The organism is Aeromicrobium sp. P5_D10 (assembly GCF_054049535.1).
Window position 1 is genome coordinate 553,779 of sequence record NZ_JBFUME010000003.1, and the last position, 16,695, is coordinate 570,473.

The 16,695-nt window shown below is 66.0% G+C and carries 13 protein-coding genes; 6 read left to right on the forward strand and 7 right to left on the reverse strand.

Features of this window, described 5'->3' with window-relative positions:
* Positions 1 to 13: 13 nt before the first annotated feature.
* From ACXJKC_RS07650 to ACXJKC_RS07665, 4 genes are read left to right on the forward strand one after another with little or no spacing between them, the layout of a single operon-like run.
* A complete protein-coding gene (locus ACXJKC_RS07650) occupies positions 14 to 1,111 on the forward strand; it encodes a DNA alkylation repair protein (protein ID WP_456696094.1) in 1,098 nt (365 codons plus the stop codon).
* A 32-nt stretch (positions 1,112 to 1,143) separates the two neighbouring features.
* Entirely contained in the window at positions 1,144 to 1,860 is a 717-nt protein-coding gene (locus tag ACXJKC_RS07655) for an ABC transporter ATP-binding protein (RefSeq protein ID WP_456696095.1), read from the forward strand.
* Entirely contained in the window at positions 1,857 to 2,585 is a 729-nt protein-coding gene (locus ACXJKC_RS07660) for an ABC transporter permease (RefSeq protein WP_456696096.1), read from the forward strand. The genes ACXJKC_RS07655 and ACXJKC_RS07660 overlap by 4 nt, the downstream gene beginning before the upstream one ends.
* A complete protein-coding gene (locus ACXJKC_RS07665) occupies positions 2,582 to 3,172 on the forward strand; it encodes a TetR/AcrR family transcriptional regulator (RefSeq protein WP_456696097.1) in 591 nt (196 codons plus the stop codon). The genes ACXJKC_RS07660 and ACXJKC_RS07665 overlap by 4 nt, the downstream gene beginning before the upstream one ends.
* Positions 3,173 to 3,196: 24 nt before the next feature.
* Here the strand turns inward: ACXJKC_RS07665 and ACXJKC_RS07670 are convergent, their stop codons facing one another.
* The 7 genes from ACXJKC_RS07670 to ACXJKC_RS07700 all read right to left on the reverse strand — a co-directional run bounded on the left by ACXJKC_RS07670 (position 3,197) and on the right by ACXJKC_RS07700 (position 14,521).
* Entirely contained in the window at positions 3,197 to 4,342 is a 1,146-nt protein-coding gene (locus ACXJKC_RS07670; RefSeq protein ID WP_456696098.1) for a hypothetical protein, read from the reverse strand.
* A 63-nt stretch (positions 4,343 to 4,405) separates the two neighbouring features.
* The gene (locus ACXJKC_RS07675) at positions 4,406 to 5,629 is read right to left on the reverse strand and encodes an ROK family transcriptional regulator (protein ID WP_456696099.1); all 1,224 of its coding nucleotides are present in this window, start codon (positions 5,627 to 5,629) and stop codon (positions 4,406 to 4,408) included.
* A 2-nt stretch (positions 5,630 to 5,631) separates the two neighbouring features.
* The gene (locus tag ACXJKC_RS07680) at positions 5,632 to 6,894 is read right to left on the reverse strand and encodes a sugar ABC transporter permease (protein ID WP_456696100.1); all 1,263 of its coding nucleotides are present in this window, start codon (positions 6,892 to 6,894) and stop codon (positions 5,632 to 5,634) included.
* A 14-nt stretch (positions 6,895 to 6,908) separates the two neighbouring features.
* The gene (locus tag ACXJKC_RS07685; protein WP_456696101.1) at positions 6,909 to 7,685 is read right to left on the reverse strand and encodes an ATP-binding cassette domain-containing protein; all 777 of its coding nucleotides are present in this window, start codon (positions 7,683 to 7,685) and stop codon (positions 6,909 to 6,911) included.
* Positions 7,686 to 7,784: 99 nt separating this feature from the next.
* Positions 7,785 to 8,843 carry a sugar ABC transporter substrate-binding protein gene (locus ACXJKC_RS07690; RefSeq protein WP_456696102.1) on the reverse strand — a complete coding sequence of 353 codons (1,059 nt, stop codon included), beginning with the start codon at positions 8,841 to 8,843 and terminating at the stop codon, positions 7,785 to 7,787.
* Positions 8,844 to 9,106: 263 nt separating this feature from the next.
* Positions 9,107 to 11,785 carry an aconitate hydratase AcnA gene (gene acnA, locus ACXJKC_RS07695; RefSeq protein ID WP_456696103.1) on the reverse strand — a complete coding sequence of 893 codons (2,679 nt, stop codon included), beginning with the start codon at positions 11,783 to 11,785 and terminating at the stop codon, positions 9,107 to 9,109.
* A 189-nt stretch (positions 11,786 to 11,974) separates the two neighbouring features.
* Complete coding sequence (locus ACXJKC_RS07700) at positions 11,975 to 14,521, reverse strand: SCO7613 C-terminal domain-containing membrane protein (protein WP_456696104.1); 2,547 nt, start codon at positions 14,519 to 14,521, stop codon at positions 11,975 to 11,977.
* A 48-nt stretch (positions 14,522 to 14,569) separates the two neighbouring features.
* Here ACXJKC_RS07700 and ACXJKC_RS07705 point away from each other — a divergent pair, with 48 nt between their 5' ends.
* Positions 14,570 to 15,208 (forward strand): ABC transporter ATP-binding protein, encoded by a 639-nt coding sequence (locus ACXJKC_RS07705; protein ID WP_456696105.1) that lies wholly within the window; start codon positions 14,570 to 14,572, stop codon positions 15,206 to 15,208.
* Positions 15,205 to 16,695 (forward strand): DUF6297 family protein, encoded by a 1,491-nt coding sequence (locus ACXJKC_RS07710; protein WP_456696106.1) that lies wholly within the window; start codon positions 15,205 to 15,207, stop codon positions 16,693 to 16,695. The genes ACXJKC_RS07705 and ACXJKC_RS07710 overlap by 4 nt, the downstream gene beginning before the upstream one ends.

Sequence of the window (16,695 nt, forward strand, 5' to 3'; positions counted from 1 at the left end):
GGGAGGCCCCGCCATGGGCGCCATGGATGAACTGATCGACAAAGCTGTTGTGACGCAGCTGTCCGACTTGTTGTCACACGCCGGGCTCAAGTCGACAACTCTTCTGGCCTCGGCGAACGCCGTGGACGGCAACAAGCTGCGCCAGCGCGTCGACATCACCCGCGAAGCCTTGCTCGTAGACCTCCCACAGACATACACCGACACCGCGAAGCTGATCCGCAACGCCTACGACGATCCGAGCTTCGGCGGCTGGATGCTTTGGCCGGTCTCCGAGGCACTGGTCGATCGGGCCATCTCGGGTGGACGTGACGACGACTTCGACGACGCAATGACCGTGCTGTCGCTGCTCACCACACGCTTCACCGGTGAGTTTGCGATCCGCGCGATGCTTGAGGCCCGACTCGAACGCGCCCTCAGCGTCGCCGAGACATGGACACAGCACCCCGACGAGCACGTACGTCGGCTGGCCAGCGAGGGCACCCGATCCCACCTGCCCTGGGCGAAGGGCGTCCCCACACTGGTCAAGCGACCAGGGCTCACCCGTTCAATCGTCGACTCGCTGTATCGCGACGAGTCCGAGTACGTCCGGCGGTCCGTCGCCAATCACGTCAACGACCTGAGCCGTGACGACCCGGATATCGCCGCCCAGATCGCTACCGACTGGCTCACCGCATCCGACGACAACACGCCCCGGGTGGCCCGCCACGCGATGCGGAGCCTGGTGAAGAAGGGGCACCCGCAGGCTCTAGAAGTGATGGGTTTCAGCGGGGCAGAGTTCGCCGTCGACGGCCCCACCATCGACGAGACAACTGTCGATCTCGGCTCTGCCGTCCACTTCACGGCGAAGGTGACCAACACCGGCGCGCGACCAGCACGCGCGGCCGTCGACTACGTGCTGCATTTTCAAAAAGCTCGCGGCGAGGCGCGGCCCAAGGTCTTCAAGATCGGGATCAAGTCACTCGCACCGGGTGAAACTGTGGACCTTGCGGTGTCCTACTCGTTCCACGCCCGCACTACCCGGGCATTCCACCTCGGCGAGCACGCCATCGAACTGCAGATCAACGGGATGCGATTCGGCCGGGCAGCGTTCCAGCTGGTCGCGAATGATTGACGAGGTCACACATCCGGATCTATATTCAACAGATGTTGAATACTTCGATCGACATACGCGACCTGGTCGTGATTCGTGGAGGCCGCCGAGTAATCCCTGGTCTGAGCCTCACGATCCAGGCCGGCACCATCACAGGCCTGCTCGGCCCCAGCGGCTGCGGTAAATCCACGCTGATCCGAGCCGTCGTCGGCACCCAGATCGTGGCTGAGGGATCGGTCGAGGTGCTGGGCGAACCGGCAGGCTCCCCCGCCAACCACGAACGCGTCGGCTACGTGACCCAGGCCAGTTCTGTCTACCCCGATCTGACCGTCCGGCAGAATCTCGCCTACTTCGCCGCACTAGCGGGCGCCCGCGCGGCCAGCGTCGAAAACGCCCTCGACAGTGTGAGTCTCCGCCGCCACGGCGACGACCTCACCGGCAACCTGTCAGGGGGCCAGCGCACTCGAGTCTCACTCGCGGCCGCTCTGATCAGCGAGCCCGATGTCTATCTTCTGGACGAACCGACTGTCGGCCTCGATCCAGTCCTGCGCCGAGACCTGTGGCAGCTCTTCGACAGCCTCGCAGCGGCAGGACGCACCCTGGTCGTCTCAAGCCACGTGATGGACGAAGCCGGCCGCTGTGATCGGGTGCTGCTTCTCCGAGAAGGCGCACTGATCGCCGACGCCTCCCCCGACGGTTTGCGCGATGACGCAGGCACGGGCGACCTCGAGCAGGCCTTCCTCGTGCTGGCGGAAAGGAGTTCGACGTGAATCGCACGCTCGCCACTTCCTATCGAGTGCTTCAACAGCTGAAGCACGACCGTCGCAGCGTCGCACTCGTCATCCTGATGCCGTCGATGCTTCTCGTGGTGTTCCGCTACGTCTTCGACGGACAGCCCGGGGTCTTCGACAAGGTCGGACCGCAGATGCTCGGCCTGTTCCCGTTCATCGTCATGTTCCTGGTGACGTCGGTGACGATGGTGCGAGAGCGAACGTCCGGGACACTCGAGCGCCTGCTGACCACCCCGCTGCGGCGTGGCGAACTCATCGCGGGATACGCGCTCGCGTTCGGGGCCGCGGCCCTGGTCCAGGCCGTTGTCGGCGCCGCCGTGGCGATCTGGCTGCTCGGCCTCGATGCCGGATCCCTGTGGGCGATCATCCTGCTGGCCATCGCCGACGGAGTTCTCGGCACCGCCTTGGGCCTGTTGATGTCGGCCTTCGCACGGACCGAATTCCAGGCCGTTCAGTTCATGCCGCTTGTCGTGGTGCCGCAGATCCTGCTGTGCGGCCTGCTCGCGCCGCGTGACACGATGCCGGACGTGCTCCGCTGGATATCCGACGTCCTCCCACTCAGCTACGCAGCCGACGCCTTCAACACGCTGGCTCGGTCAGACGGATTCGCCTCCTCCGTCGCAACCGACTTCGCCGTGGTCGTCGGATCGTGCGCGATAGCCCTGGGTCTGGCCGCCCTGACGCTCCGCCGCCGCACCGCATGACCGTCCCACCGCGAACACGGGGACGACCCCGGTCCGACGACACGAGCGATCGGCGATCCGCGATCCAGGACGTCGCCCGCCGACACTTCGCGGCCAAGGGCTACCGAGGCACGTCATTGCGGGCCATCGCCGCAGAAGCGGGCGTCGACGTCAGCCTGATCAGTCACTATTTCGGCGGCAAGTCCTCCCTCCTGGTGGCGACGATGGAGCTGCCGGTGGATCCCGTCGAGAAGATCGCTTCTGTCGTCGCCCACGGACCAGACCTCCTGGCCGAACGCCTGCTCACGACGTTCCTGGACGCCTGGGACCCTCATCGCGATGTCTTCAGTACCTTGCTGCGCACGACGCTTGAATCAACCGACGCTCAAGCGCCGATGTTGCAGCTCGCGCGTGACGTACTGCTGTCGGCTTTGAATGACGTGCTGATCGGCGCCGACCGCGAGCTACGGGCTTCGCTGATCGCCAGCCAGCTCATCGGCATGGCCACCGCGCGATACGTCACCCGCATCGGCCCGGTGGCCGACGCGCCCGCAGCCGAGGTCGTCCGGTTGCTGGCTCCCGCGATGCAACAGATCATCGACGCCTGACACCGGCGCGGTCCGGGGCAATAACTACTGTTCGGGACGTTTATCGCCGGTCGAGAACCAGAATGTGAACATCCGGCTTGCCGACAGCATCTTGATGTCGAAGTTGATCAGCATGACCATCATGCCGACGCCCAACAGCAGGTAGCTGATTCCCAGCAGGGAGTAGCCGGTCAGCAGGTCAGCGACACCCCACAACGTCGGGCACAGTGCACCGAAGAATGCGGTTATCCGCAGCCAGACCCAACGTCTTGATGGACCTCCGAGGCTTTCAGGCCTGGCCACCAGGATCGCCAGCAGCCAGAACGTCAGCGCCAGGCTCGCATCACCTGCCGCCGCGACAGTGTGACCGTCCATGACCTTCTCGGCAGATTCCAACGCCCAGCCAGCACCGAACAACAGCAAGGCGCCCGCACCAGCCCTCTTCGACCAGCCCAGCCAGGCATAGCCCGCGAGAACGAACGAGACCCCTTTGATGAGGCGCGCCAGCGCAAGCAACTCATCACCGTCCGAGAAGGCTCGCGCCTGAACTGTGAGGTCACACAGGCCCATCGCGATCAGGCCCAGACCGATGAGCGAGAAGTATCCCTTGACGAATGCGCCGGCATACATGAGCCACGCGATCGCCAGGAACAGCACAGGCAGCGCGACCAGTAGGAAAGGCGTCTCCTGTGGGGCGTCACTGATGCACCGCGCGAGGTCGATCAGATATCCCGCACCGATGAGAAGGGCCGCCAGTCCCACGGCTACCTCACCGAACCGGCGAGTCTCCTCAAGCGAATTGACCACCAGCACCGCCACCGAAGCCCACAACAACACCAGACACAGGTGCGAGACGCCCGCCCCCTGTTCGCTCACCCCGATCCGCACACCGATCAGCAGATAGGCGATGAACATCGCGAACGAGAGGTACTTGCCGAACCTCGACCGGCCGTGCCTGTCGCGCGACAAGAAGCCACCGGGCCAGGTCAACAGCACGCTCATGACCACTGAGGACACCGCCACGAACGTGATCCATCGGTACTCGGGCCGCAACGACTCGGTCAAGATGTTGACCGGCACCGGCACGACAATAAGCATGAAAATTGTCAGGACGTACCGATCGATCTTGTTCACGAAGTTGGTCCTGTCACACGACTCGATCTGGCGGGCAAGACCCATTGTGGCGGTCACCGACGCTTCTCCACCGACGTTTGGCACCACTTGCCGTAGAGCGAGACACGCTCGGGCATCAGATCAACCTGCCAGGGCCGCCTCCGCATCGGGGCACGCCGTGGCCAGACGTCCCACAGGATCGGCCAGCAGCGGTTCGAACGCCAACTCGGCCGCGCCGTGCAGGACCGAGTCGCCGCCCAGTCCTGGCAGGGTCACCCGGACGAGATCGCGCGGCGCCGCCAAAGCGTACGACGCGAGTTCCTTGTCGATGTCGTCATGCACCAGGGGAAACAGCGACCTCAGATATCCGCCGAGCACGATGACCCGCGGATTCAGCATGTTGACCATGCCCGCGAGCCCACGTCCCAAGTGCCGTCCGACGATCCGCAGATCGTCAGGGGCGTCCCGCAGCGCTTCGAGGTACTCCCCCAGCGCGCCGACGCGTTCAGGCGGACAACCGATCGCCAGCGCGATCGACTCGGCACCGATCTCGGTCTCCCAACAACCCCGCGCCCCGCAGTGGCACGGCTTGCCCTCGGGGATGAACGGCATGTGACCGATCTCGCCGGCGTAGCCACCGGCGCCTTCGAGTTTGTGCCCGCTGACGATGACTCCGGCGCCCACGCCGACCTCACCCGACAGGTACACCAGATCCTCGACCCCCACACCGGCCCCACGCAGGTGTTCTGACAGCGCGCCGAGATCGGCGTCATTGCCCAATACCGGCATGCCGAGATCGCCGAGACGGTCGGCGAGGATCTGCGCGAACGGCACATCGTGCCAGCCCAGGTTGGGCGCAAGTCGCACATGCCCGTCGGACGCCCGGACGATACCCGGGACGCCGACGCCTACGCCGACCAGCGCCGCACCGGGCTCGACGTCCTTGACCACGATTCGCATGAGATCGACGACCGAAGCCGCGATCGCCTCAGGAGCGCGTCCGGCCGGCACCGGGCCGGTCGCCCGGGACTGCACGACACCGCCCAGCCCGATCCGCGCGACGGTCAGACCGTCGACCCGCACATCAGCGGCCAGGACATAGGCCCCTGTGCGCACCATGACGTCGACGGACGGACGTCCCGCGCTCACCCGGGCACCGGAGGGCTTGGCCTGTTCGGCCAGTCCGAGCGTTTCCAGCTCGGTCACCAGCCCAGCGATCGTGCTGCGGTTGAGTCCCATCACCGCAGTGAGTTCGGCCCGCGAGATACGACCCGCACGATGCACATGGCCCAGGACGGTGCCGAGATTGTGCCGACGAACATCCTCCTGGTTGGTCCCCACCCCGACCCGTCTGGCAGTGGCCATCTCTACAGGCCCGACGTGGAGCGACGCCTGCGCGAGATCGCATCGACGCTGGCGGCGAGCAGCAGCACACCACCGGTCACGACGAAGTTGATCCACGATGCCTGCGCAAGAAGGCCGAGACCGTTGGCGATCGTGGCGATCACGAGGCCACCGACAACCGCGTCGCTGGCCTTGCCCTTGCCACCGAAGAGGCTCGTGCCGCCGATGACCGCCGCGCCGACGGCGTACAGCAGCACGTTTCCGCCACCTGAGTCAGTCGACACCTTGCCGAGACGCGACGCCACGACGATGCCGCTGAGGGCCGCCATGCTCGAGCACATCATGAAGACCGAGACGCGAATGCGGTCGACGTTGATGCCGGCACGACGAGCTGCCTCCGCATTGCCGCCGACGGCGTACACGTGACGCCCCCACGTGGTGCGTCCGAGGGCGAAAGTCCAGATGATCAGCAGCACGATGACCATCGGGATGACGTAGGGGATCCCCTTGATCGGGAAGTTCACGTTGACGCTGCGGTTCTGGTTCAGGATGTACGTCACGATCAGCAGCACGACGCCGATCGCGATGATCTGCGCCACGACCACCGCGAAGGGCTGGTGCTGCAGACCCTGTGAGACCTTGCGGCGATGACGCAGCAGGCTGAGCGCCGCGTAGCCGACGATGATGACTACGGCCGAGACCCAGCCGGCCAACACGCTCATATTGCTGTTGGCGATGCCGCTGATGACTTCCTGGCTGATACGGACCGAGCCGCCCTCACCGATGAGCTTGAGAGTCACGCCCTGCAGGCCTAAGAAGAATGCCAGCGTCACGACAAACGACGGGATGCCGATTTTCGCCACCAGGATGCCGATGACGACTCCGATGACGGCGCCCGTCACGAGAGCGGCCAGCACCGCTACGCCCCACGGCTGGTCGTGCTTGACGACCAGCAAGCCCATGACGCAGGCCGACACACCCCCGGCGACACCTGCCGAAAGGTCGATGTCACCCAACAGCAGGACCGGTACGAGCCCCATCGCGAGGATGATGATCGAGCCTGCCTGGGTAGCCAGGTTGGCCATGTTGAGATTTGACAGGAATCGGTCGTTCGCGATGCCGAAGACGATGAACAGCACGACCAGCCCCAGGATCGACGGCAGGGCGCCCATGTCGCCACCGCGCACACGCTGGACGTACGCCTTGACGGAGTCGCCCAAGGTGGTGGACTGCGTGAGGTCGGACGCAAAGCCAGCCTGCTCCGCGTCACTGATGATGTCAGTCATGGATATCTCCCGGATCAGGCCGTGGCGGTCGGCGCCGAGGCACCGAGGTCGGATGAGGAACCGGTCGTGATGAGCTCCACGACCTGGCGTGACGTGACGTCCTTGGTCGCGACATCGGCCGCGACCCGGCCAAGGTACAGCGCCGTGATGCGGTCGGCGACCTCGAACACGTCCGTGAGGTTGTGCGAAATCAGCAAGACGCCTACGCCGGAGTCGGCAAGACGGCGCACAAGGTCGAGCACCTGACGCGTCTGCGCGACACCGAGGGCGGCCGTCGGCTCGTCGAGCAGGACGACCTTGGAGTTCCACAGCACTGACTTGGCGATGGCCACGGTCTGGCGCTGACCGCCCGACAGGCTCGAGACGCTCTGCCGCACCGATTTCACGGTGCGGACCGAGAGCGAGGCGAGTGCCTCCCTGGCTTTCGACTCCATCGTGGTCTCGTCGAGGATGATGCCGTGGGTCTTCTCGCGGCCGAGGAACATGTTCTCGACGATGTCGAGGTTCTCGCACAGCGCTAGATCCTGGTAGACAACCTCGATGCCGAGCGCACCGGCGTCCTTCGGACCGTGAATCGCAACCGGCTGTCCCTCGAAGAGGTATTCGCCGGAGTCGGCCGGGTAGATGCCGGCGACAGTCTTGACGAGCGTCGACTTGCCGGCGCCGTTGTCGCCCACGAGGGCGGTTACCTGGCCGGGATAGATGGCGAGGTCGACGTCATGCAGGACGTGGACGACGCCGAAGCTTTTGTTGACTCCCCGAAGCTGCAGGAGTGGTGTCGTGTCGCTCATGGTGAGCCTTCCGAAGTGCTGGTTCCGAGATGGTGAGGTGCTACGGGCAGCGATGGGTGTGGCTCTCCGAGATCATCCCGGAGAGCCACACCCGGAGGATCAGCCCACGCCGTTTTCGGTGCAAAGGTCGGCAAACTTCGCCGTGCAGATGTCGGAGGCCTTCAGGTCTCCGGCGTCGACGACTGCCTGGACGTTGCTCTTGTCGATCGAGACCGGGTCGAGAAGGATCGACGGGACCTCACGGTTGCCCGTGTCGTCCTTGACCGTACCGGTCGTGGCCGGCTTCTCGCCCTTGACCATAGCGATCGCAGCCTCGGCGAGTGCCTTCGCCTGGCCCGTGGCCGACTTCTGGATCGTCATGCACTGGTCACCCGTGAGGATGTTCTGCAGGCCCTCGATCGACGCGTCCTGGCCTGTGACGGGAACCTTGCCGTTCTGGCCGTTCTTCTTCAGGATCGAGATGACACCGCCCGCGAGACCGTCATTGGCCGCGTAGACACCGTCAACCTTGCCGTCGACCCTGGTGTACAGCTGCTCGAAGATCGTGACGGCCTTGTCATTGTCCCAGTCGGGAACGGCCTGCTCAGCGACATTCTTGTACGTCGGGATCTTGTCGAGGACGCTGTGCGCACCCTGCGAGAAGAGCGTCGCGTTGTTGTCGGTCGGCGAGCCGTTGAGGAAGATCAAGTTGGCGTCCTTGTCGCCGACGCACTTGGCCAGGCCCTCACCTTGAAGCGCACCGACCTTGCTGTTGTCGTACGAGATGTAGACGTCGGCCGAACCACCCAGAGTCAGGCGGTCGTAGTCGATCGTCTTGACGCCTTGCTTGGCCGCCTTGGCCTCGATGGCCGCACCTGAGTCCGAGTCGAGGTTGACGATCGCGAGGACCGTAACGCCGCTGGTGATCATGCTGTCGGCGATGGTCGCCATCTTGTCGGCGTCACCCTCGGCGTTCTGGACGTCGTACTTGACGCCGGCCGCCTTGAAGGCTGCCTCGAGCGCCGGCTTGTCGGCGCTCTCCCACCGCACCGACGACTTCGTGTCAGGAAGAATGACGCCGATCTTGCCGTCCGTCTTGTTGCCGCTGTCACCCTTGTCACCGTCGTCACCAGCACTGTCGCTGCCGCCGCACGCACTGAGTGCAAATGTGGCACTCATGACCGTGGCGAGTATGAGTTTGTGTGTCCGCTTCACACAGACCGCCTCCAATTTCTCCAGTAAGTGCGCCACACGATGGACATCTGATTGACACCGGCACGCAATTGTTGTTTGAGACAACGTATAGCGTGATCCGGGTCACGTCCAGCGTTTGAGGCAACAAATTCGGTTGCGATTACGGCACGAAACTTTCCGGCTGCGGGTCAGAACGCCGAAAGGGCCGCCCTGCCGAAGCAGGACGACCCTTTCGGGAGTGGGCAGACTCAGTCGAGCAGGCTGCGCAGCACGTACGGCATGATGCCGCCGTTGCGGTAGTAGTTGGCCTCACCCGGAGTGTCGATGCGGACGACCGCATCGAACTCGGTAACGGTGCCGTCAGCCGCGGTGGCCTTGACGTGGACCGTTTTGGGCGTACGACCCTCGTTGAGTTCGGTGATGCCCGAGAAGTCGAACGTCTCCTCACCCGTCAGCCCGAGCGACTCGACGTTCTCGCCCGCCGGATACTGCAGCGGGAGAACGCCCATGCCGATCAGGTTCGAGCGGTGGATGCGCTCGTACGACTCGGCGATGACAACCTTGACACCCAGCAGCGCGGTGCCCTTGGCCGCCCAGTCACGCGACGAGCCCGAGCCGTACTCCTTGCCCGTCAGGACGACGAGCGGGACGCCTGCTTCGATGTACTTCTCGGATGCCTCGAAGATCGTCGTGACCGGAGTCTCGGGATCCAGCAGGTCGCGGGTGAAACCACCCTCGGTGCCCGGAGCCATCTGGTTGCGCAGACGGATGTTGGCGAACGTTCCACGAATCATGATCTCGTGGTTGCCACGACGCGAACCGTAGGAGTTGAAGTCGCGGGCCTCGATGCCGTGCTCCGACAGGTATTTGCCGGCCGGGCTGTCCTTCTTGATCGCACCGGCGGGGCTGATGTGGTCCGTAGTCACTGAATCCCCCAGCTTGAGGAGCACGCGGGCTCCCGTGACCTCGGTGACCGGCGAGGGCTCGCGCTGCATGCCGTCGAAGTACGGCGCCTTGCGGACGTAGGTCGAGCTCTCGTCCCACTCGAACACGTCGCCGTCGGGCGTCGGCAGGTTCTGCCAGCGCTCGTCACCGGCGAAGACGTCGGCGTACTCACGGCTGAACGTGTCGGCGTCGATCGAGGTCGCGATGACGTCCTCGATCTCCTGCGGCGTCGGCCAGATGTCCTTCATGAAGACGTCGTTGCCGTCGGCGTCCTGACCCAGCGGGTCCGTGTACAGGTCGACGTCCATCGAGCCGGCCAGCGCGTACGCGATGACCAGCGGCGGCGACGCCAGGTAGTTCATCTTGATGTCGGGGTTGATGCGTCCCTCGAAGTTACGGTTGCCCGACAGCACTGCCGTGACAGCGAGGTCGCCGTCGTTGACAGCCTTGCTGACCTCGGGGATCAACGGACCGGAGTTGCCGATGCACGTCGTGCAGCCGTAGCCGACCAGGTTGAAGCCGAGCTTGTCGAGGTAGACGTTCAGGCCCGACTTCTCGTAGTAGTCGGTGACGACCTTCGAGCCCGGAGCCAGCGTCGTCTTGACCCACGGCTTGCGCTGCAGGCCCTTCTCGACAGCCTTCTTGGCCAGCAGACCGGCGCCGATCATGACCGACGGGTTCGACGTGTTGGTGCACGACGTGATCGCGGCAATCGTGACAGCACCGTGGTCGATCTCGTACGACGTGCCGTCGTCGAGCGTGACGGTCTGCTTGTTGCTCGCATCGGACGATCCGGCGTAGTCGGCCAGGGCGGTCTTGAACGACGAGACCGAGTCGACCAGCGAGACGCGGTCCTGAGGACGCTTCGGTCCGGCGATCGAGGGGACGACGTCGCCGAGATCGAGCTCGAGGTACTCGGAGAAGCGCGGCTCGTTGTCGGCGTCGTGCCACAGGCCCTGGGCCTTGGCGTAGGCCTCGACGAGAGCGATCTCTTCTTCGGTACGACCCGTCAGACGCAGGTACTTGGTCGTCTCGTCGTCGATCGGGAAGACCGCGATGGTCGAGCCGTACTCGGGGCTCATGTTGCCGATCGTGGCGCGGTTGGCCAGCGGGACGGCCGAGACGCCCGAGCCGTAGAACTCGACGAACTTGCCGACGACGCCGTGCTGGCGCAGCTTCTCGGTGATGACGAGCACGAGGTCGGTCGCCGTAGCGCCCTGGGGCAGCTCACCGGACAGCTTGAAGCCGACGACGCGCGGGATCAGCATGCTGATCGGCTGGCCGAGCATCGCAGCCTCGGCCTCGATGCCACCGACGCCCCAGCCGACGACGCCCAGGCCGTTGACCATCGTGGTGTGCGAGTCGGTGCCGACACAGGAGTCGGGGTAGACCGTGCCGTTCTTGTCGAAGACGACGCGGGCGAGCTTCTCGATGTTGACCTGGTGCACGATGCCGGTTCCGGGCGGGACGACCTTGAAGTCGTCGAACGCGCCTTGTCCCCAGCGCAGGAACTGGTAGCGCTCGCGGTTGCGCTCGTACTCGATCTCGACGTTGCGCTCGAACGCCTCGGGGGTGCCGAAGACGTCGGCGATGACCGAGTGGTCGATGACCATCTCGGCGGGCGCGAGCGGGTTGATCTTGGTCGCGTCGCCACCGAGGTCGGCCATGGCCTCTCGCATCGTGGCGAGGTCGACGACGCACGGGACGCCGGTGAAGTCCTGCATGATCACGCGGGCAGGCGTGAACTGGATCTCCTTGCTGGGCTCGGCTTGAGCGTCCCAGCCGGCCAGGGCCTCGATGTCGGCCTTGGTGATGTCAGCACCGTCTTCGGTGCGCAGAAGCGACTCGAGGAGCACCTTGAGGCTGAACGGAAGCGACGCGACGTCTAGTCCTTCGCCCGTCACCGCTCCGAGTCGGTAGTAGTCGTAGGACGCGTCCCCGACTGAGAGGGAATCCTTGGAATTGAAGCTGTCGACGGCCATCGTCATTCTCCTTCGCGCGGTCGTGTCCATCCTGCCTACCGCCGATGGGCGATAGTCGGTCAGGCTCACCTAACCGCGGGTCGTGGTGGCTCAGTGCGGAATATGTCTTGATATCAAGATACATGATGCCGAAGTACTGTGCACCTCCGCCATGCAGCCTGTGTCGACCGACGCCGGAAGCTGCCCCGATCAGCGCATCGAACGGACGTACGCCACGACCTTGCGTCCGTCGCGGACCCGGTCCTCCCAAGTGATCCCGATGCCGAGCAGGATCGCGCTGCCAACCGCGATCACGACCACTCGCGGCGCCGCATTGGCGTACGGCCCGATGTTGAACAGCACCAACAACGCCAGGATCACGGCCCCGGACACGAACGCGGCCTGCCACCGCAGTCGGACGCCCACCGCCAGGACGACGAACGCACCCACGCCCAGCAACAGCGACCGCAGTTCGGTCGGCTCGGCCAATGCCTGCGGGACGCTCGGCAGCAAGGCGATCGCGAGGCCAGGCCCCAGGAGCACCCACGACGACGTCTGCGGCATGCGACCCACCCAGTACAGCCCCGCTCCGAGAGCCAACGCTCCCAACGGCAAGGTGTAGGCCTCCACGAACGAGAAGCCGCTGTCGACGATCAGCAGGATGTACGCCACCACGAGTGCCGAGAGTCCGGGCCAGACGTACCAGCGACGATCCCGCGCGCCGAAGCTCACCGCGATCAGAGCGACACCCGCCAACGTCCACCGCACTGCGAGCTCCCCGCTCGATCCAGACGTCACCAAGGCGATACACACCGCCACCCCGGCCGTCACTTCGACGGCCTCACGGACGATATGACCGGACAACAGCAGACCTGCCGCCGCGAGCAGGACCAGTGCCGTGATCAGCACCGCCAGGACCGTCGCGGCATCACGGGCACCGACCAGCTCCACGGCCGCCATGACAGCGATCGTCACGAGCACCACGGCGCCCACGGCACAGGTCTGACGTAGCCACGCAACGCCGTCGACGTACGCATAGCCTGCGAGGATCAGTGCGCCGACAAGCCAAGTCACGGCCGAGACACCGGCCGAAGCCGCAGCCAGAGCGGACGCCATGACGATCACGAGCAGCACGACCGGTCCGATACTCGTCTCGATCTTCCGCACGTGCAGTACAAGGCCCGCTACCGCCAGGGCCAACAGCACCGAGGACGCGCCCCACACCGGTGCCTTCGAAGCGATCACGATGTCGGCCGCGCCAAGTGCCACGGCAGCCGACAGCAACAGCGGCGTGTGGGATCGCGCCGGCAGCAACTCGGGCCAGCGACTCACGAACCAGGCCGTGACCACGAGCGCGACGGCGACGATGAGCACCGCCCAGACGGCACGATCGACCACGTCCGGTGCATCGAGTCGGCTGTGCCACGACGACGACCACGGATTGTCGAGCACCCGTCCCGCAGTCTCCAGCACGTCGGAGAACAGCTCCAGCGCGACGACGACCAGACCCACGATGGCCGGTAGGGCGCCGACCCGCACGCCTCGCATCCAGTCGCTGCGTCCGTTGCTTCCAAGTGCCGCGAGGACAGCGGCGAGGACAGCGACGCTGCTCCACGCTCCCCCCGTCGTCCCACCCGCCGTGACCGGCGCGATGGCCAACAGCGAGGCCCCGGCAATGCCGAGGGCCGTCAGCGGGATCCTGACGACCGGAACGAGCCAGGCAACTACGACCGATGCGATCGACATCAGCACCATCGCGATGCCGTGACCGTCCCCGACCAGTTGTGACAACTCGGGATTGGCCACGACCTCGACGACGGCCGATGCATAGGCGGCCACGAAGAATCCCGCGAACACGATGCGGGCGACCAGTGTCATCGGAGCCAGTGCGGCCGGCCGGGTCGCAAGCGCCATGAGCCCTGACACGACCAGAGCGATGAAGGCACGCCACGCAAAGTCGACGTCTCCGGGAATCGCGCCCGCACCGACACCGCCCATCGCGATCCCGACTCCCCCGGCGACCGCCGGTGCCACCAGGACCGCCTTGAGGTGCGGTCTGCCCCACATGGCGATCGCGACGCTCACCGCGAGGAGGATCAGTCCCCAGACGAGGTACGCGCCCGGATAGTCCAGCGAGCGCAGCCCGATCAGGTCTTCGTGGTGAGCCGCGAAGAAGTCCAGCGTCAGCAAGGCCAGGAACACCGACCACACGGCTTCCGCGGACGCCCGCAGCGGCCGGCGGGTGACCCAGACGCCGAGTGCTCCGATCGTCACGGTGACGCCGAGAAGGATCAGGGTTCGACCGGTCAGACCGAGGTCATCCCACGAGCGGGTCACGAAGATCAGTCCTGCCACGACAAGACCGAACGCGCCGAGCACGAGCAGGATCGTGCCGACCGACCAGGACCGGTCCTTCGGAGCCTTGGCGGTGGGCTGCGCGGGCGGCGGGATCGGGAACGCCGGCATGGGCGGGGTGAACGACTCGGCCACCGGTTGAGGCGGCGTCGGGGTAGGGCCGGCCGCGGGGGCGGCTGGCGCCGGAGCTGGAGCGGCTTGGGCCGGAGCTGGGGCTGTGGCCCGAGCTGGGGCGACCCGGTGACGCACAGCCCTCGCGAGGAGCGCATCGGCCTGCAGCAGGGTCTGCCAGAGCTGCCGGACCTCGTCCGACGTCAGATCGAGACCGCAGTGCGGGCAGAGATTCTGTCCGGCGATCACACCTCGGCAGTCAGGACAGGCATGAGGATCGGCGAAACGCATGTCGACACTCTCTCATCTCCGGTTGGCGCGGGACCTATCGTCATAGGCATGTCCGTGTCTTCCCCGCCGCCGCTTCTGCGTGTCCGAGACCTACAGCGTCACTTCGGTGATCTCCAGGTGCTGACCGGATTGGACCTCGATCTCGAAAGCGGGCAGGCGCTGGCCCTCATCGGTCCGAACGGCTCCGGCAAGTCGACCGCCCTACGCTGCATCTGCGGAGCGGACCGGCCGACGAGCGGAACAGTCGAACTCAACGGTGCCCCACTCGACGAACGCAGCGCGGCGACGCGGCGAGATCTTGCCGTCGTGATGGACGACCTGTCGTTCTTCCCCGACCTCAGCGTGGCCGAACACCTCGAACTGTTCGCCCGCGCACACCGCGTCGAGGGCGCCGGATCCGTGGTCGACGCCGTGCTCGCCGATGTCGGACTCCGAGGCCAGGCCGCCCAGCTTCCCGGCACCCTGTCGTCGGGGCAGCGGCGCCGGCTGGCCCTGGCGAGCGCATTCGTTCGTCCGCGCCGACTCCTGGTCCTCGACGAGCCCGAACAGCGGCTCGACGCGGCGGGCATCGAATGGCTCGCCGAGCGACTCATCGCCGAGAAGGCCGACGGCCTGGGGATCTTGTTGGTGAGCCATGACGAAGACCTGGTCGATGCCGTCGCCGACTTGATCCTCGACCTCGGATGACAGCGACGTCCCCCGGTAGGGCCGAAGGTCGGGCGCTGCGGCGGCAGATGCGCTCGTGGCGGCGCGAGCGGGCCGACACGACCCTGTACGAGCAGTTGTCCGAGGCGTACGTGTGGGTGTTCTCCGCAGTCGTGATCAGTGCGATGTCGATCAGCGCGCTGATCCAGACCCGGGTCAACGTCGCCGCTGAATGTACGACGGCAGCGTGCGGCGACGCCCGCACCTCCCTGCTGTGGCCGTCCACCCTGGGAGCACTCGCACTGGTGGCGGCGGTCGCCGGCGTGCTGGGTCCGGTGATGGTCACCCCTGCCGCCGGCAGCTGGCTGCTCAGCGCGCCTATCGACCGGCGTCCTGTTCTCCGGGGCCGTCTGTTACTGGCATCGGCGGCATCTGCCTTGTCGTGCGGCGCAGCGGTCGCGGTCTCAGGACTGCTGGCCGGCCTGCCGCCGGTTGCGCTCACGTACTGGGCCTGCGGTGCCGCCTTGGCCGCCGCGGGCATGACGGCGCTCGCAGCACATTGGCAGCAGCGGCCCCAGCACCGTGCCCGCGACGCGGCCCTCGTCCTTGCCGCGATCGCTTGGGTGTGGGCGCTGCTCATCACGATGAGCCGAGCACCCCGGACCGGAACCGCCTGGATCGACGGCCCCTGGGGCGTGACTTTCGTAGGCATCTCGGCGGTGGCGGCCGTTGCCCTGTCACTCTGGGCACTGCGTCAGGTCACGGCCCTGCGCCGAGCAGACCTGACCGCGTCGGGCTCCGTGCTGTCGAGCATGTCGGGCGCCCTCGCGGGGCTCGACTTCACCTTGGCCTACGACGTTCTCGTCGCCCGCAAATGGCGGACCGTCGCTACCGTCCGGCCCGTGCGACGAGGACCTGGCGGCGCGTGGGCGATTCTGTGGCGTGACGTCGTACGTCTACGCCGGTCCCCTGGCCCGGTCACGGCGTTCGCCGCGATGCTGATCGTGCCGTACGTTCTGGTCGCCCTCGGTCTCGACCTCGCGATCATCCCGATCAGCGCGCTGACGGCACTCTTCGGCGGGCTGTGGCTGTTCCCGGCACTGCGCACCGTCGCCACCAGCCCAGGCCTCGTGCGCTGCTTCCCGATCCCGGTCGCGCTCGTGCGCGCCGCGACCCTGGCAGTTCCGGGGGGTGTCGTCATCCTGTGGTCGCTCGCAGCAGCACCTGCGATGAGTCACGGCTCCGACGGCACTGCCGGCGAAGCCTTCGTCGTCGCGCTGGCTGTCGGAGCCGCCGCAGTGGCCGCGATCGCCCGACTGCTGCTGGCGGGGCCCCCGAACTATTCGATGCCGTTGGTAACCTCCCCGGCCGGTGCGATTCCGCCCGGGCTGATCGTCAGCTCGGCCCGGGGCTTCGACGTCCTCGCGCTCTTGACAATCCCGCTGCTTGTCGCGCCCGATGCGAATGGCGCGATGGTGTCGCTGGCCCTCTGCGCAGCCGTCATGAGCGCGCTACTCGGACGGCGTTGA